The sequence below is a fragment of the Massilia arenae genome (assembly GCF_008014745.1).
In the GTDB taxonomy this organism is placed as follows: Bacteria; Pseudomonadota; Gammaproteobacteria; order Burkholderiales; family Burkholderiaceae_D; genus Telluria; species Telluria arenae.
This window is the reverse complement of record NZ_VPFD01000018.1, coordinates 19551-36719: the sequence shown is the minus strand read 5'-3', so window position 1 is coordinate 36719 and position 17169 is coordinate 19551. Positions and strand designations below refer to the sequence as shown.

The 17169-nt window shown below is 67.3% G+C and carries 15 protein-coding genes and 1 pseudogene; 9 read left to right on the top strand and 7 right to left on the bottom strand.

Annotation, left to right across the window (positions count from 1 at the left end; translation table 11 throughout):
• Window positions 1-13 precede the first annotated feature (13 nt).
• Window positions 14-2110, bottom strand: a complete 2097-nt coding sequence (locus FVD38_RS16905; RefSeq protein ID WP_147935896.1) for an ATP-dependent helicase — start codon at window positions 2108-2110, stop codon at window positions 14-16.
• A 378-nt stretch (window positions 2111-2488) separates the two neighbouring features.
• A complete protein-coding gene (locus tag FVD38_RS16900; protein ID WP_147935895.1) occupies window positions 2489-2707 on the bottom strand; it encodes a hypothetical protein in 219 nt (72 codons plus the stop codon).
• Window positions 2708-2885: 178 nt separating this feature from the next.
• Here FVD38_RS16900 and FVD38_RS16895 point away from each other — a divergent pair, with 178 nt between their 5' ends.
• From FVD38_RS16895 to FVD38_RS16870, 6 genes are all read left to right on the top strand, one after another.
• Entirely contained in the window at window positions 2886-3512 is a 627-nt protein-coding gene (locus FVD38_RS16895; RefSeq protein ID WP_147935894.1) for a chromate transporter, read from the top strand.
• The gene (locus FVD38_RS16890) at window positions 3509-4099 is read left to right on the top strand and encodes a chromate transporter (protein ID WP_147935893.1); all 591 of its coding nucleotides are present in this window, start codon (window positions 3509-3511) and stop codon (window positions 4097-4099) included. The genes FVD38_RS16895 and FVD38_RS16890 overlap by 4 nt, the downstream gene beginning before the upstream one ends.
• Before the next feature lie 63 nt (window positions 4100-4162).
• The gene (gene fghA, locus FVD38_RS16885; RefSeq protein ID WP_147935892.1) at window positions 4163-5005 is read left to right on the top strand and encodes an S-formylglutathione hydrolase; all 843 of its coding nucleotides are present in this window, start codon (window positions 4163-4165) and stop codon (window positions 5003-5005) included.
• Window positions 5006-5129: 124 nt separating this feature from the next.
• The gene (locus FVD38_RS16880) at window positions 5130-5783 is read left to right on the top strand and encodes a phosphoribosyltransferase (protein WP_187271626.1); all 654 of its coding nucleotides are present in this window, start codon (window positions 5130-5132) and stop codon (window positions 5781-5783) included.
• Window positions 5784-5821: 38 nt separating this feature from the next.
• A complete protein-coding gene (locus FVD38_RS16875) occupies window positions 5822-7144 on the top strand; it encodes an SRPBCC family protein (RefSeq protein ID WP_147935890.1) in 1323 nt (440 codons plus the stop codon).
• A gap of 1 nt (window position 7145) precedes the next feature.
• Window positions 7146-8483: an erythromycin esterase family protein gene (locus tag FVD38_RS16870; RefSeq protein WP_147935889.1), complete on the top strand. Its 1338-nt coding sequence runs from the start codon at window positions 7146-7148 to the stop codon at window positions 8481-8483.
• Between the two features lie 9 nt (window positions 8484-8492).
• Here FVD38_RS16870 and FVD38_RS16865 read toward each other — a convergent pair whose 3' ends face one another.
• The gene (locus FVD38_RS16865; protein WP_147935888.1) at window positions 8493-10475 is read right to left on the bottom strand and encodes a diguanylate cyclase domain-containing protein; all 1983 of its coding nucleotides are present in this window, start codon (window positions 10473-10475) and stop codon (window positions 8493-8495) included.
• A 181-nt stretch (window positions 10476-10656) separates the two neighbouring features.
• Between FVD38_RS16865 and FVD38_RS16860 the strand changes: the two genes are divergently transcribed.
• Together FVD38_RS16860 and FVD38_RS16855 are read left to right on the top strand one after the other, a co-directional pair.
• Entirely contained in the window at window positions 10657-11136 is a 480-nt protein-coding gene (locus FVD38_RS16860; protein ID WP_123068930.1) for a (2Fe-2S)-binding protein, read from the top strand.
• Window positions 11133-13376, top strand: coding sequence for a xanthine dehydrogenase family protein molybdopterin-binding subunit (locus FVD38_RS16855; RefSeq protein WP_147935887.1), 2244 nt, complete (start codon window positions 11133-11135; stop codon window positions 13374-13376). The genes FVD38_RS16860 and FVD38_RS16855 overlap by 4 nt, the downstream gene beginning before the upstream one ends.
• Window positions 13377-13387: 11 nt before the next feature.
• Here the strand turns inward: FVD38_RS16855 and FVD38_RS16850 are convergent, their stop codons facing one another.
• Window positions 13388-13726: a hypothetical protein gene (locus tag FVD38_RS16850; protein WP_147935886.1), complete on the bottom strand. Its 339-nt coding sequence runs from the start codon at window positions 13724-13726 to the stop codon at window positions 13388-13390.
• Window positions 13727-13814: 88 nt separating this feature from the next.
• On the opposite strand from FVD38_RS16850, the pseudogene FVD38_RS16845 reads away from it, so the two are divergent.
• Window positions 13815-14629, top strand: a pseudogene (locus tag FVD38_RS16845) (APH(3')-I family aminoglycoside O-phosphotransferase).
• Between the two features lie 79 nt (window positions 14630-14708).
• On the opposite strand, the gene FVD38_RS16840 reads toward FVD38_RS16845, so the two are convergent.
• Genes FVD38_RS16840 through FVD38_RS16830 form a run of 3 tightly spaced genes read right to left on the bottom strand, consistent with a single transcriptional unit; the run spans window position 14709 to window position 17150 of the window.
• On the bottom strand, window positions 14709-15122 hold the full coding sequence (locus FVD38_RS16840) for a RidA family protein (RefSeq protein ID WP_147935885.1): 414 nt from the start codon (window positions 15120-15122) through the stop codon (window positions 14709-14711).
• A gap of 19 nt (window positions 15123-15141) precedes the next feature.
• Window positions 15142-16296 carry an acyl-CoA dehydrogenase family protein gene (locus FVD38_RS16835; protein WP_147935884.1) on the bottom strand — a complete coding sequence of 385 codons (1155 nt, stop codon included), beginning with the start codon at window positions 16294-16296 and terminating at the stop codon, window positions 15142-15144.
• Window positions 16296-17150: an enoyl-CoA hydratase family protein gene (locus tag FVD38_RS16830; RefSeq protein ID WP_147935883.1), complete on the bottom strand. Its 855-nt coding sequence runs from the start codon at window positions 17148-17150 to the stop codon at window positions 16296-16298. Before FVD38_RS16830 ends, FVD38_RS16835 begins: the two co-directional genes overlap by 1 nt.
• Window positions 17151-17169 lie beyond the last annotated feature (19 nt).

The window sequence follows — 17169 nt, the reverse complement described above, 5'->3', positions numbered from 1 at the left end:
CCCGCATCTGTCGTCATTTCCACGCGTTCCGGGCCCGGTCGCGCACCATTATGCGAATACTGTCGGGCATCGGCGTGCGCAGCTCGCGTTTGTCGGCGCTGAGCCAGGCGCATTCCTCGAAATGCTTGAGCATGACCGGGGTGATGAAGCGCGACCGTGCCGCATATACATGGCGGTCGCCCATGCTCGACTGCTGCTTGATGAAGAACCGGTTCGGCACCACCAGGTGCAGGTTTTCACGCGCCCGTGTCATGGCCACATACAGCAGCCGCCGTTCTTCCTCGATGTCTTCCTGGTTGCCGGTCGCCATGTCCGACGGGATGCAGCCGTCGACGACGTTCAGCACGTGCACCGAATTCCACTCTTGACCCTTGCTCGAATGGATGGTGGACAGGATCACGTAGTCTTCGTCGAGCAGCGGCGCGCCGGCGCGGTCGCTGGTGGCTTCGGGCGGGTCGAGCGTGATCTCGGCCAGGAAGCTCTCGCGGTTGCCATAGCCGCCGGACAGCGCCACCAGCTGATCGAGGTCGGCCGCGCGTACCTGGGCATCGTCGTGCAGGCGCTCCAGGTGCGGCTGGTACCACGCGCGCGCCAGCTCGAGGTCCAGCGGCCAGCGCAGGCCGGGCGTACGCAGGCGCCGGTACAAGTCGCAGAATGCTTGCCAGTCGCCCTTGCAGCGCGCCGGCACGGGAAAGACCTCCAGCGCCGTCGCCGCATCGTTGCTCGTGCCCGCGGCCTCGACCAGGCGGGTGGCGGTCGCCTGGCCGATGCCGGGTATCAGCTGCAGCGCGCGGAAACCGGCCAGGCGTCCACTCGGGTTCTGGGCGAAGCGCAGCACGGCCAGCACGTCCTTGATGTGGGCCGCTTCCAGGAATTTCAGGCCGCCGAACTTGACGAAGGGGATGTTGCGGCGCATGAGTTCGAGCTCGAGCGCGGCGCTGTGGCTGGCGGCGCGGAACAGCACCGCCTGGCTCTTGAGCGGCATGCCGGTTTCGCGCTGTTCGAGGATGCGGTTGCAGACCCAGCGCGCCTGCTCGGCTTCGTCGGGTATCAACACCAGCTGCGGCTTGATGCTCGACACCTTGTCGGTCCACAGGGTCTTGGCGTGGCGCTCGAGCGCGGCGCCGATCACCGCGTTCGACGCGTCCAGGATCGGCTGCGTGGAGCGGTAGTTGCGCTCCAGGGTGATCAGCTGCGCCGGCTGCGAGAACTGGCCGGCGAAGTCGAGGATGTTGCGCACCGTGGCGCCGCGAAAGCCATAGATCGACTGCGCATCGTCTCCCACCACCATCACGCCGCGGCCGTCGGGCTTCATGCCGGTGACGATGGCCGCCTGCAGGCGGTTGGTGTCCTGGTATTCGTCGACCAGCACGTGGTCGAACAGCGCGCCGAGTTCCGCCCCCAGCACCGGGTCGGCCGCCATCTCGGCCCAGAACAGCAGCAGGTCGTCGTAGTCGAGCACGTTCTGCTCCTGCTTGGCGTCGACATAGGCGCCGAACAGCGTCTTGAGCTGGGCTTCCCACTCGCTGCACCAGGGGAAGAATGCCTGCAGCACCTGATCGAGCGGCTCGCGGCCGTTGACCACGCGCGAATAGATCGACAGGCAGGTGCCCTTCAATGGAAAGCGTTTTTCCGTCTGGCTCAGGCCGATCTCGTGGCGCACCATGCCCATCAGGTCTTCGGAGTCGCCGCGGTCGTGGATCGTGAATTGATCGTCCAGCCCGATGCGGCCGGAGAACTCGCGCAGCAGGCGCGCGCCGATGCTGTGGAAGGTCCCGGCCCAGGGCAATGTGACCTGCGCCTGGCTGCCCTTGAGCCCGAACAGCCGGTGCAGCACGCCGCCGGCGCGCTGGGTCATTTCGGTGGCGGCGCGGCGCGAAAACGTCAGCAGCAGGATGCGCTGCGGATCGGCGCCCGACTGGATCAGGCGCGCCACCCGGTGCGCCAGCGTATTGGTCTTGCCGGAACCGGCGCCGGCCACTACCAGCAGCGGGCGCGGTGCTTCCGCGCCGACGTCGTGCTCGACCGCCGCCCTCTGTTCTGGGTTCAGGCTGGCGAACGGGTCGTCGGTGGCGGACAGGTTAGCAATCGGATCGGCGACAGCGGACATGGGGCGAAATCTGGAAATGCCATACTGTACATTTATCCAGTCATGCGCTGCAAGAAGAAAATGCAGGCACTCCGCGACGCTGTCAAGGAGTTGTCAAGAATGACATCAGCCATGACCTGAGCAATCGCTGCCAAGTCACGGAAATTCAAGACGTTTTTTGGATATCCACAAAGTCTGTGAATAAGTATGTGGAAAAGCGGGGGCTTGACACGCTGGACGCGGCCTCCCGTGCGGCTTTCAACAATTTGCCTATTGGGAAGGCAATCTCGTTTCGGCTGAAAATCAAGGGTTTACAAGATTTAGCCCTGACCGCCACAGTATGCACCACAAATAAATCTTGCGGGAACTTTGTGGGCAATCGCAAGCGGCTGCGACTGCTCAGGCGAGCGCCCGGCGGCGTTCCGGTTCGAGCAGCACGCGCTCGATCACCTGCGGGCGCACGCCATGCGCCTTGAGGTACTCGAGCGCCGGCATGGTGCCGCACTCGCCCAAAGTCGCGATGCCGCGTGCCACGATGTCTCGCTGACGGATATTCCGCCTGAGCTCGGACGATCCGGAGAGGCTTTGATTGATATCCTGGGCACGGTAGGGGCTCATGGCGCTGGTCTCCGGTGGGTTATGTCGCTGACGCACCACGAGTATTGACGATGGCAGAATGAAGTCAATGTCAAACCTTTATCAATACGCGAAAAGCTTGTCTATGCCAGATGTCGGCGCCGCTATCCAGAGCGGGTAGCACGTGACATGGCGCCGGTCGAGCGGCGATAATCGCCGGATGAGCGCCTCACCCCTGCCCTTGCCGCCTTCCGCGCCGCGTTCCGCACAGCCTGCGCCGCCGGCCGAACCCGACCGTCCCCGCCCGACGTCGTTGACCGACCTGTTCGTGTCATTCACGCTGATCGCCCTGCAGGGCTTCGGCGGGGTGCTGGCCGTGATCCAGCAGCAAGTCGTCGAGCGCAAGCGCTGGATGAGCAACGAGGAATTCATCGAGGAATGGTCGGTGGCCCAGATCATGCCGGGCCCCAACGTCTGCAACCTGGCCATGATGATCGGCACCCGCCACTTCGGCCTGGCCGGCGCCATGAGCGCCCTGGCCGGCATCCTCACCGTGCCGCTGATCCTGGTGCTGTGCCTGGCCCTGGTCTATGCGCAGTTCGCCACCCAGCCCCAGCTGCAGGGCGCACTGCGCGGCATGGCTGCCGTCGCCGCTGGCCTGATCGCCGCCACCGGCCTGCGCATGTCGGTCGCGCTGTCCAAAAACGTGATCCCGCTCGCCGTCTGCATCGCGATCGCCGCCACCGGTTTCGCGCTGCTGGCCTGGATCCGCGTGCCGCTGGCGGCCGTGATCGGCCTGCTCGGCGGCCTGGGCTGCGTACTGGCCTGGCGCCGGCTCAAGCCATGAACGCGCCCAGCCTGGTATTCGGCTGGCATGACTGGCTGAACCTGTTCGTCCATTTCCTGATGCTGTCCATGATGTCGCTCGGCGGCGCGATCTCGACCACCTCCGAGATGCAGCGGTACCTGGTCGAGCGCCAGGGCTGGCTCAGCCAGACCCAGTTCGCCGACTCGGTGGCCCTGGCCCAATCCTCGCCCGGGCCCAACGTGCTGTTCGTGGCCCTGCTGGGCTGGAACGTGGGACTCAATTCCGGCAGCATGACGGCCGCGCTCTACGGCGTGGCGATCTCGATGATCGGCATCATGCTGCCGTCCACCGTGTTTACTTACCAGGTGGCGCAGTGGGCCCAGCGCAACCGCGAGCTGCGCGCCGTGCGCGCCTTCAAGCAGGGCATGGCGCCGCTGGTGATCGCCATGCTGCTGTCGACCGCCTGGCTGCTGGCCACCGGCGGCGGCAAGGGCGGCGAACACATGGACAACTGGCCCCTATGGCTGCTGACGGCGGCCACCGCCATCGTCATCTGGCGCACCCGCCTGCACCTGCTGTGGATGCTGGCGCTCGGCGCGCTGCTGGGGGCGCTGGGCGTGGTCTAGTTGGCAAGCGCCGCCCGGAACCGGCATACTGGCGTCATCTTTTCAACTGCACCCGACACCAAGATGCCCCAACTCCTCAATGAACACGCCTGCTTCGGCGGCGTGCAGCGCTTCTACCAGCACGACTCGGCCGCCATAGGCCTGCCGATGAAATTCTCGGTCTACTTGCCGCCGGCGGCAGGCGAGAAGAAATTGCCGGTGCTGTTCTACCTGGCCGGCCTGACCTGCACCGAAGAAACCTTCATGACCAAGGCCGGCGCCCAGCGCCTGGCCAGCGAACTGGGCATCATCCTGGTCGCGCCCGACACCAGCCCGCGCGGCGCCAACGTGCCGGGAGAAAGCGACAGCTGGGACTTCGGCGCCGGCGCCGGCTTCTACCTCGACGCCACCCAGGAACCGTGGGCGCGCCACTACCGCATGCACAGCTATCTGCTGGAACTGCACGCGCTGGTGCTGGCCACTTTCCAGGCCGATCCAGGCAAGGTAGGCATCTTCGGCCACTCGATGGGCGGCCATGGCGCGCTGACCATGGCGCTCAAGCACCCCGACCTGTTCCGCTCGGTCTCAGCCTTCGCCCCGATCGCCGCGCCAAGCCACTGCCCATGGGGCAAGAAGGCCTTCGGCGGCTACCTCGGCGCCGACGAAAGCGCCTGGCAGCAATACGACGCCAGCGCCCTGATGGCGTCGCATACGAGCGCGCCGTTCCCCGGTGGCATCCTGATCGACCAGGGCCTGGGCGACAAATTCCTGGTCGAGCAGTTGTTGCCCGAGGCCTTCGAGGACGCCTGCGCCAAGGCCAATCAGCCGCTGACCCTGCGCCGCCATGCCGGCTACGACCACGGCTATTACTTCATCTCGACCTTCGTCGAAGACCACCTGCGTTTCCACAGCCGCCAGCTCGGCTAAGCTGCCAGACACCCACGCGCGGCCCCGTCCGGGGCCGCCATTCTTCACCTCGTCATTCCGCACGGCAAACGAACGACGGCCACGCTCGTCCATGTGTATGCTGGAAGTTAACAACTTCTTCATCATGCAAGAGCTAGAACCATTCATCGACCGCGTCGACGCCGGCAGGCATTTGGCCGGGGCGCTGCGTCATTACGCCGGACGCAACGATGTGCTGGTACTCGCGCTGCCGCGCGGGGGCGTGCCGGTCGCCTTCCCCATCGCCCAGGCGCTGCATGCCGAACTCGACTTGATGCTGGTGCGCAAGCTCGGCTTGCCGAACCAGCCTGAGTTCGCCATGGGCGCCATCGGCAGCGGCGGGGTGTGCGTGCTGCAGCCCGGCGTGCCGGGCCTGATGGGCGTGACCCAGGGCGAAGTCGATGCGGTCATCGCGGTGGAGCAGGCCGAACTGGCGCGGCGCGAGCGGCATTATCGCGGCGAGCGTCCGCCGGCCCGGCTTGCGGGACGCTGCGTGATGCTGGTCGACGATGGCGTCGCCACCGGATCGACGATGCTGGCGGCGGTCGAAGTCGCGCGCCGCCAGCGACCGTCCAGGCTGGTGCTGGCGGTGCCGGTGGCGGCCCAGGATGCGCTGCAGGTCTTGCGTGGCGTTGCCGACGAAGTGGCCTGCCCACTCGCCCCGCTGCGCTTTCGCGCCGTGGGGCAGTGGTACCGGCGCTTCGAGCAGACCGCCGATGAAGAAGTGCAATCCCTGCTGGCGCAGGCGTGGGCGCACTAAGGCCACGCCGCCAGTCAACCCTACCTCAAGGAGCCGAGATGAACGATACGAACAACGAACAAGCAAACAACGTGGGCAAGTGGATCGGCGCAGCAGTCGCAGGCGCCTTGCTGATGTACGCATTCGACCCGGATCGCGGCGCCAAGCGGCGCTCCCGCGCCCGCGGCGCCCTGCGCGACGCCCGCGAGCGCACCGGCAACCGCCTCGAACACGCCTGGCACGACGCCGGCGACCGCCTCGACTCGGCGCGCCTGCGCGCCACCGGCGCCGCCGCCATTGCCGGCGAACGCCTGGCCGGCGCCGCCCATGCGGCGGGCGACCGCCTGGCCGAGGTCTCGAACCGCACGCGCGACCGGCTCGAACATGCGCGCGAGCGCCTGGCCGAGGCCTCTTACGACGCGAAGGACCGGGCCAGCCACGCTGCGTTCGAGACGCGCGATCGCGTGAAGCACGCCGCCTACGAGGCGCGCGACCGCGCCGGCCATGCAGCCCATGAAGCGCGTGAACATGCCGAGTACGCCGCCGACCAAGCGCGCGACCGCGCCGAACATGCCGCCGAACGCGCCCGCGAACGTGCCGACCACGCGCGCGAACGCCTGGAGCAAACCGCCCACGGCCTGAAAGCCGACGCCCGCTCGCGCGCCCACGCCGCCGGCAACCAGGTGCGCGCCTGGACCGACCACCTGAGCCAGGTGTTCGGTTCGCGCAGCCCGACGCTCACCAATTCCGCCCTGCTGGGCACCGGCGCCCTGAGCGTGGTCGGCCTGGCGCGCCGTTCGCCGCTGGCTGCCGTGCTCGGCCTGGGCGCGCTGGCGGTGCTGCTGCGCAGCGACCGCGGCCGCCACCTGGTCGATTCGCTGCGTCACCGCGGCGCCGCCAGCCAGGTCGAGGTGGAGAACTCAGTCCACATCGACGCCTCGCCGAAAGAAGTGTTCGACGCCTGGTCCGAGGTCGAGAACTTCCCGCGCTTCATGTCGCACGTGACCGAGGTGCGCGACCTTGGCCACCGCCGCTCGCACTGGGTGGTGCGCGGCCCCGGCGGCATGGAATACGCCTGGAACGCCGTCATGACCGAGCAGTCGCGTCCCGAGCGCCTGTCGTGGCGCAGCGAGCCGGGTTCGGAGATCGAGCAAGAAGGCACGGTCACCTTCGAGCCGTCCGGCAACGGCACCCGCGTCACGGTGCACATGACCTACTCGCCGCCAGCCGGCGCGCTGGGCCACGGCATCGCGCGCATGCTGGGCGCCGATCCGCAGCGCCAGATGGACGACGACCTGGCGCGCATGAAGGAGTTCATCGAGCGCGGCGGCGCCCACTACGCCGGCCATCAAGCGCCGCCGAGCCACAGCGTCCTGCACTGATGTGACCATCCTCACCAATGCCACCCTGGACGCGGTGCGCGCGTCGGCCCGCCCCCTCACCGGGGGCGCGGACGACTACGACGCCCTGCTCGACATGGTCGGCAACGCCCGCTTCGTGCTGCTCGGGGAGGCCACCCATGGCAGCCACGAGTTCTATGCCGAGCGGGCACGCATCACCCGACGCCTGATCGAAGAGAAGGGCTTTACCGCGGTGGCGGTCGAAGCCGACTGGCCCGATGCCTGGCGCGTCAATCGTTATGTGCGGGGCGAAGGTGGGGACACCGACGGCCGCGCCGCCCTGGCGGGCTTCGAACGCTTCCCGGCCTGGATGTGGCGCAACACGGCCGTGCTCGACTTCGTCGAATGGCTGCGCACGCACAACGAAGGACTGGCCGCCGGCGCCGCAAAGACCGGCTTCTACGGCCTGGACCTGTACAGCATGTACACCTCGATCCACGAGGTGCTGGGCTACCTCGAACGGGTCGACCCGAACGCCGCGCGCGAGGCGCGCAAGGTCTACGCCTGCTTCGACCACTACGAGCGAGACAGCCAGCAATACGGCTACCAGGCCAGCTTCGGCATATCGCCTTCCTGCCAGGAAGGCGTGATCGCCACCCTGCGCACCCTGCAGCAGCGCGGTTTCGACTACGTGCAGCGTGAGGGCGGCGACGACGCGTTCTTCTACGCCCAGCAGAACGCGCGCCTGGTCAAGAACGCGGAAGAGTATTACCGCACCATGTTCAAGGGCCGCGTCTCGTCCTGGAACCTGCGTGACAGCCACATGGCCGAGACCCTGGACGCGGTGACGCGCCACCTGTCGCAGGGCGGCAAGCCCGCGCGCATCGTGGTGTGGGAACACAACTCGCACATCGGCGACGCGCGCGCGACCGAGATCGGACGCCAGGGCGAATGGACGCTGGGCGAGCTGGCGCGCAAGGCGCACGGCGCCGACACCGTCCTGGTCGGCTTCACCACCTACGAGGGCCGGGTCACGGCGGCCTCCGAATGGGATGGCGAAGGCCTGCACAAGCACGTGCGGCCGGCCCTGCAGAACAGCTACGAGCACCTGCTGCACAGCACCGGCATCGAGCGCTTCTTCCTGCCGCTGCGCGAGCCGTCGGCGGCGCGCGACGCGCTGATGGAAGAGCGGCTGGAGCGCGCCATCGGCGTACTGTACCTGCCGAGCAGCGAGCGCCAGAGCCACTATTTCATGGCCCAGCTGCCGCGCCAGTTCGACGCCGTGATCCACATCGACCGCACCACGGCGGTGGAGCCGCTTGATGCGACCAGCGGCTGGCATTCGGGCGAGCCGCCAGAGACGTATCCGGGCGGATTGTAACGCCGGCGGCTACGCTGCCTCCCCCACCGCATACCTGTCCCGTCCATTCGCCTTGGCCACGTACAAGGCCCCATCCGCCGCCGCCAGCAGCGCGTCTTCACCCTGTCCAGGACGCCACAAGGCGACACCGACGCTTGCCGACACCGCCAGCATGCCGGCGCCGGTAGTGAACGGCGCGCGCATCGCGGCCACGATCTTGGCGGCGATGCGTTCTGCCTCTGCGCCACTTCCGATCTCTTCGAGGATCACCACGAACTCGTCGCCCGACAGCCGCGCCGGCAGGTCGCTGGCGCGCACGCAGGCGCGCAGACGTTCGCCGAATTCCTTCAGCACCTCGTCGCCCACGCCGTGGCCGTGGCTGTCGTTGATGCGCTTGAAATGGTCGACGTCGAGGTAGGCCAGCGCCAGCGCCCGGCCGTGGCGCGAGGCGCGCGCCAGCGCCTGCTGCAGGGTTTCGTTGAAGCTGCGCCGGTTAGCCAGGCCGGTCAGGGTATCGATGCGCGCGAGCCGGCTCAGCTGCTCCTCGACCTCCTTCACGTGCGTCATGTCGTGCTTGAGCGCGTACACCCCGGCCACGCTGCCGTCAGGCTGCAGGTCGGGGATATAGACGCCTTCCAGCACCCGCGGCGCGCCCCCGATCAGCAGCCGCATCTGGCAGGTGGTCGCATGGCCGGCGAACGCGCCGTCCAGGCCCTCCGCGCCCTGGCGCGCGGCATCCTCGCCCATCAACTGGGCGATCGACATGCCCACCAGCCGCTCGGGCGTGACACCGAACCAGCGCTCGAAGGTCGCGTTGCCGAACCTGAAGCGCCGGTCGCGGTCGAGGTAGGCGATCAGCACCGGCAGGTTGTCGGTGATCAGGCGCAGGCGCTTCTCGCTGGCGGCGCGCAGGCCTTCGGCGTTCTCGCGCTCGGCCATCAGCTGGTAGAAGGCATTGCCCAATTCCCCAATCTCGTCGCGCCGGGTGTCGTGCCGCACCGCGATGTCGGCGCCGTCGTGGCGGATCGCGCGGATGCGGTCGCGCAGGCGCTGCAGCGGCGCCAGCAGCCGGAACACCAGCGCCCAGGCCAGCACGCCGGACGCCAGCGCCAGGCCGCTCGCGCCATAGATGGCGTTGCGGCGCATCTGCGCCAGCGGAGCGAAAGCTTCCTCGGTGGGGTAACGTGCCCCGAGAATCCAGCCCGTCGTACGCAGGCGCTTGTAAGCGTAGATATACGTCCTGCCATCCCGGTCCCTGCCTTCCAGCCAGCCTTCGAAGCCATTGAGCGCGGGATCGGTTTTTGCATTGACATAAGGAGCCTGCTCGGCCGTCTGCAACAGCCGTCGGCGATCGGGATGATCGATCATGGTCCCGTTGTCGGTCATGAGGAACAGATAGCCCGACCCACCCGGCCTTAACGCCGATATCTGGCGCAGGAATCCCGAAGACTGCAGGTCCATGCTGGCAGTAAGTACTCCACTTGGCTTGCCGGCCCTGTCACGTACCGGTGCACTCACGATGACAACCTCGCGTTCAGAGATGCGACTGAAGAAAGGCTGCGACATATAACCGCGAAGCGTTGCCATGGGGCGTTCGAAATAGTCGCGGCCCGAGGCATCGAGCCGCTTGTTGTCGCCGACTGGACGCATCGACACGGTTTGCCGGCCCGCGGCATCGAGCAGGATCAAGTTGAGGTATTCATGCTCCCAGGTGGGCGCCTGGGCCTCGAGATAAAGTCGCGCACGGTCGTTCGCGCCCGTCGATGGCGGCATGCGGGAAGCCAGCGCTTCGACCTGGGTGATACGCGTCACAATGCGGTCATCCATGAATGACGCGGCATTGGACAGCATCGCATACTGCTGGTCGCCGATTACCGACTTCATGCCACGCTCAGCCACCGCAAGGGTCGACAGGGTGACCAGCAAGGTGGCCACGAATACCAGGACGGCGGCGACGCACGCCATGCGCAGCTTCAGGGTTGCCGGCACCAGGCGCAGACCACGTTTAAACATAGCGGTGATTATCAACGACAATGCAACAAAGTATCACATACTAATCCGTACCTCCCAAGCAAGCCAGGGAAACGAGACAGAATCTGTTCAAGGCTTAGCGAGACCTGTTCAGCAAGACTGTTGAATTACTGAAATTTCAGCTAGCATTGTCAGCTTGTTCGGACTGCCTTGAAGGAGCGTCATGAGTACTTACACCCTGAATGTCAACGGCAAGGCGCAGGCGGTGGACGTCGAAGCCGACACCCCGCTGCTGTGGGCCCTGCGCGATACCCTGGGCCTGGTCGGGACCAAGTATGGCTGCGGCCTGGGCCAGTGCGGCGCCTGCACCATCCACCTCGACGGCGTGGCGACCCGCGCCTGCGTGCTGCCGGTGTCCGCCATCGGCAACGCCAAGATCACCACCATCGAGGGCCTGGACGCCAATGCCCGCCATCCGCTGCAGGTGGCCTGGCAAGAGCTCGACGTGCCGCAATGCGGCTACTGTCAATCGGGGCAGATCATGAGCGCCTGCGCCCTGCTCAAGCAGCATCCGAAGCCGACCGACGCCCAGATCGACGACGCCATGGCCGGCAACCTGTGCCGCTGCGCCACCTATATGCGGATCCGCAAGGGCATCCACCGCGCCGCCGAGATCGCATCGACCGAAGGGACCAAGGCATGACGCTCGCATCCACCTCCCGCCGCGGCTTCCTGCGCGCCGGCGCCGCCGGCGGCGCCTTCCTGATCGGCATGTCGGCGCAAGGCGTGCTGGCCGCCGTGACCGATACCAAGACCGGATCCGCCAACCCCGACTTCGTGCCGAACGCCTTCATCCGCATCGCGCGCGATGGCAGCGTGACGCTGATTTCCAAGCAGCCCGAGATCGGCCAGGGCATCAAGACCTCGCTGCCGATGGTGATCGCCGAGGAACTCGACGTCGCCTGGGAAAGCGTGCATGTTGTTCAGGGCGACCTGAACCTGGAAGCCTATGGCAGCCAGGGTGCGGGCGGCTCGAACTCGACCCCGAACAACTACGAGAACTTCCGCCGCCTGGGCGCCACCGCGCGCGCCGTGCTGGTACAGGCCGCGGCCCAGTCCTGGAAAGTACCGGCCGCCGAATGCACGACCGACGGCGGCCATGTCCTGCACGCGGCCAGTAAAAGGCGCCTGGCTTACGGCGACCTGGTCGAGGCGGCGGCGAAGCTGCCGCTGCCTGAAGCGGCAAGCGTGGCGGTCAAGGACCCGGCCACCTTCAAGCTGCTGGGCAAGCGCATCGGCGGCGTCGACAACCCCGCCATCGTCAGCGGCAAGCCGCTGTTCGGCATCGACGTCCAGCTGCCGGGCATGCTGCACGCGCAATACGTCAAATGCCCTGTCTTCGGCGGCAAGCCGCTGCGCGCCAACCTGGACGCGGTGCGCGCCCTGCCCGGCGTCAAGGACGCCTTCATCCTCGAAGGGACCGATAACCTGAACGGCCTGCGTCCCGGCGTGGCGATCGTCGCCACCTCGACCTGGGCCGCGATCCGCGCCCGCCGCGCGCTCGAAGTGACGTGGGACGAAGGCGGCGCCGCAAAGCACAGCTGGGCCGACTTCACGGCCCAGGCCAAGGCGGCCGCCCAGAAGCCCGGCGCCACCGTGCTGCGCAAGGATGGCGACGTCCCCAAGGCCCTCAAGGGCGCTGCGAAGACGGTGGAAGCGGCCTACAGCTATCCATTCATCTCGCACGCCAGCATGGAGCCGCAGAACTGCACCGCCTGGATCAAGCCCGACGGCGCGCTCGAACTGTGGGCCCCGACCCAGAACCCGAACGCGGGCCAGGCGCTCGTCTCGAGCACCTGCGGCATCCCCAAAGAGAAGATCACGATGCACATCATCCGCAGCGGCGGCGGCTTCGGCCGGCGCCTGAGCTCGGACTTCATCGTCGAAGCCACCGCGATCGCCCAGCGCATGAAGGACAAGGCCCCGGTCAAGCTGACCTGGACCCGCGAGGACGACCTGCAGCACGACCACTTCCGTCCGGGCGGCTTCCACTTCCTGCGCGGCGGCGTCGACAAGGCCGGCAAGGTGGTGGGCTGGCATAACCACTTCGTCACCTTCGCCAACCGGGTGGAGCAAGACGGCAAGAGCACCCTGCGTAACGGCAGCGGCGGCAGCCTGTCGCCCGACGAGTTCCCAGGCCGCTGGCTGGCCAACTGCCAGCTGGAGCAGACCGCGCTCGAATGCAGCGTGCCGATGGGGCCGTGGCGCGCGCCGGGCAGTTGCGTGTTCGCCTGGGCCTTCCACAGCTTCATCGACGAGCTGGCGCATGCGGGCGGACGCGATCCGCTGGCATTCCGCCTCGAACTGCTGGGCGACAAGGACGTCATGCCGCCGAGCGTCGAGCGCGGCCAGCCCTACAACGTTGCGCGCATGCGCGCGGTGCTGCAGACGGCCGCCGACAAGGCCGGTTGGGGCAAGAAGAAATTCGCACGCGGCCAGGGGCAAGGCATCGCCTTCCACTTCAGCCATCGCGGCTACGTAGCGCAGGTGGCCGAGGTGACCGTCTCGAAGGACGGCACGGTGAAGGTCGACCGTGTCGTGGTGGCGTCGGACGTCGGCCCGACCATCATCAACCTGTCGGGCGCCGAGAACCAGGTCGAGGGGTCGGTGATCGACGGCCTGTCGACCTTGATGTTCCCCGAGCTGAACCTCGAGAACGGCCGCATCGTGCAGAGCAACTTCCACGACTACCAGCTGCTGCGCATCGGCGACGCGCCGGCGAAGATCGAGATGCATTTCGTGAAGTCGGATCAACCGGTGACGGGCCTGGGCGAGCCACCCCTTCCGCCGCTGGCGCCGGCGGTGTGCAATGCGATCTTCGCCGCCACCGGGAAGCGGGTGCGCGAGCTCCCGCTCAGCAAGGTCGACTTGAGCTGGAGCTGAGGCGTTAAATCCTAGGGCACGCGCTGTTCGCTCAGCGCGTGCGGGTTCGCCGCGCGGTGGCGTTCGACGATGGCCCGCGCCAGCTCTTCCTCGCGTGGATTCTGGGCAAGCACCCTGAGGATGCAGGCGCCGTGAATATCGCCTTCGGGACGATAAACGTCGTCGTAATCGGTACCGCCCTTGGCCGACGGCGAGTCGCCGACCGTGAAGTTGGATTGGCCCGGGCCCGCCTCGTCTCCGATGGGCGACAGGGCAACGCTGTCCTGGGACAGGCCGGCGGCCAGCAAGTCGGCCCGCAATTGCTCTGCGATGGCGAAATCCTGGATGACGTGCACGATGGGATTGTTCATGGGTTGCTCCTTGGTTCACTATTGAACCAAGTTACCAGAATGACCGGGGCGGTGGCGCTCGGTCGAGACGACTACTTGCAAATCAAGGATGTCCGATATGAACCGTGAGGAAGCCTGTCCAACCGTGCGCGTTCCAGAGAGCATGTCGGCCGTGGTGGCCGGCTATGTGTGGAAGCGCGACAAGGTCGGCGAATCGGGCGGCGCCGTCTACCGGCTGCACGGCAAGCCAGGTGCGCCCGATCTCTACCTGAAGCACGGCAAGAGTGCCGTTGCCGACGCCATCGCCGATGAGATGGCGCGGCTGCGCTGGCTGGCCGGACGCCTGCCAGTGCCCGCTGTCGCGCATTTCACCTGCACCGTCGACGAGGCCTGGCTACTGATGACGGCCGTGCCAGGCCAGACCGCATACCAGCTGCTGCTAGCCGACCCCGGCCAGCGTGACGTGGTGGTGGATGCCCTGGCCGAATTCCTGAAGCGTCTGCATGCGATCCCGACGTCCTCCTGCCCGTTCAACAGCGACCATGCCTATCGCCTTGGCCTGGCGCGCTCGCGCATCGAGGCGGGCGTTGTCGACGAAGAAGATTTCGACGACGAGCGCGCCGGCTGGACCGCGCAGCAGTGTGGGACGCGATGCAGGTCCTGCTGCCGCTCGCGCCCGATCAGGTAGTGACCCATGGCGACTATTCGCTCGACAACCTTCTCATGGTCGATGGCGAGGTGGCCGGCTGCATCGACGCCGGTCGGGTCGGCATCGCGGACCGCTACCAGGATCTCGCCATCGCCTGGAACTGTCTCGGCGAGTTCGGCGGCGCGCTACAGGATCGCTTCCTGCGGCAATATGGCGTCGCCACGCCCGATCGACGCAAGCTGCACTTCCACCTGATGCTGGACGAGCTGTTCTAAGCGTCTTGCGCCCCGCGATTACCGCGCGCGGCAAACTGTCGTCATTCTCGTCGGCGCTCCAGAAGGCCAGGCGCTTTAGTTAAAGCATCGATTCCGCCTCTCGATCCGGTATGACCGCGGTTACCTCGATCTCGACGCGCGCGCGATCCTCCATCAGTCCCGCCACCTGGACGGCGCTCATGGCCGGATAGTGACGCCCCAGCACCTCGCGGTAAGCGGCGCCGAGTGCCGGCCCCGCATCGAGATACTCGCGCTTGTCGACCACATACCAGGTCATGCGCACGATGTGCTCCGGCCCGGCGCCCGCTTCGCGCAGCACGGCGACGATGTTTTCCAGCGCCTGGCGTGCCTGCCCGACGAAGTCGTCGGTGTGGAAGCGCCCTTCGGCATCCCAGCCGATCATGCCGCTGACGTAAATCTGCCGTCCGCGGCAGGCCACGCCATTGGCATAGCCCCTGGGTCGCGGCCAGCCCGGCGGTTGAAGAATGTCCATTCCTGCTCCAGACCTTGGGTTAAACCTTCGGCGCGAGCAGCTCGCGCGCGATGATCAGGAGCTGCACCTCGCTCGCTCCCTCGTAGATGCGCAGCGCGCGGATTTCGCGGTACAGGCTTTCGACCACCTGCCCGCTCTGCACGCCCTGTCCGCCGAACAGCTGCACCGCGCCGTCGATGACGCGCTGCGCCGATTCGGTGGCCGCCAGCTTGGCCATCGCCGCTTCCTTCGTCACCCGCCTGCCGCTGTCACGCAGCCAGGCCGCGCGGTAGGTCAGCAGCGCGGCGGCGTCGATCTCCAGCGCCATCTGGGCCAGCCTGGCCTGGGTGAGCTGGAAGTCGGCCAAGGTCTTGCCGAACATGGGCCGCGCCTGGACGCGCGCCAATGCTTCTTCCATCGCGCGTCGCGCAAAGCCCAGCGCGGCGGCGGCGACCGAGGTGCGGAATACGTCCAGCGTCGCCATCGCCACCTTGAAGCCCTGGCCTTCGGCCCCGACCAGGCAATCGGCCGGCACCCGACAATCGGTGAACCGCAGGCGCGCCAGGGGATGCGGAGCGATCACGTCGATGCGCTCGGCGATCTCCAGGCCGGGCGTCGTGGCGTCGACGATGAAGGCCGAGATGCCTTTCGAGCCCCGCCCCTCCTCGCCGCCGCCGTCGCCGCTGCGGGCGAAGACGACGTAGAAATCGGCGATGCCGCCGTTCGAGATCCAGGTCTTCTCGCCATCGAGCACCCAGTCGTCGCCATCGCGCCGCGCGGCGCACTGCATGGCGGCGACGTCGGAGCCGGCGCTTGGCTCCGACAGGGCGAAGGCGGCAATCGCTTCCCCGCTGGCCACCGGCGGCAGCCAGCGCCGCTTCTGGTCCTGGGTGCCGAACAGCGAAATTGCTCCGCTGCCCAGGCCCTGCATCGCAAAGGCGAAGTCGGCCAGGCCGGCGTGGCGCGCCAGGGTTTCCCGGATCAGGCAGATGGCGCGGGTGTCGATTGCCCCATTTCCGCTGCCGACGGCGTGGCGCAGCCAGCCGTCGCGGCCCAGGCGGGCGACCAGCGCGCGGCACACTGCATCGACGTCGCCGCCATGCGCATCATGCAGATTGTCCGCCGCCCAGGCGTCGAGTTCGCGCGCCAGTGCGCCATGCCGCTGTTCAAAAAAGGGCCAGTCCAGGTAGTCCATCAATCCCCCTCGAAGCGCGGGCGCTCCTTGGCCACAAAGGCGTGGTAGGCGCGATGAAAATCATTGGTCGCCATGCAGATCGCCTGGGCCTGGGCCTCGGCTTCGATCGCCTCGTCCACGCCCATATTCCATTCCTGCTGCAGCATCTTCTTGGTCATGCCGTGGGCGAAGGTCGGTCCATTGGCCAGCGTGGCGGCGAACGCGGTCGCCTCGCCCAGCAGTTCCTCCGGCGCGCACAGGCGGTTGAAGAAGCCCCAGCGCTCCGCCTCCGCACCATCCAGCGAGCGGCCCGTGTACAGCAGCTCGGCGGCGCGGCCCTGGCCGATCACGCGCGGTAGCAGCGCGCAGGCGCCCATATCGCAGCCGGCCAGGCCCACCCGGGTGAACAGGAAGGCGGTGCGGCTGCGCGCCGTGCCGTAGCGGATGTCGGAGGCCAGCGCCAGGATCGCGCCGGCGCCGGCGCACACGCCGTCGACCGCCGCCACGACCGGCTGCGGGCAGGCGCGCATCGCCTTGACCAGGTCGCCCGTCATGCGGGTGAAGGCCAGCAGGCCGGGCATGTCCAGCTTCGTCAGCGGACCGATGATCTCGTGCACGTCGCCGCCGGAACAGAAGTTCTCGCCGGCGCCGGCGATCACGACCGCCTTCACATCGTCGGCATACGCCAGCGCGCGGAACAGGTCGCGCAGCTCGGCATAGGAATCGAAGGTCAGCGGATTCTTGCGCTCGGGCCGGTCCAGGGTGATGGTCGCGACGCCAGCGTCAAGCGCAAAGCCGAAATGCTGCGCCGCATAAGCTGCAAGGCTGTGACGCCCGCCCGGCAGGCGGTGCGACTGCCCCGGTAAATAGTGCATGGTTGACTCCTGATGATTG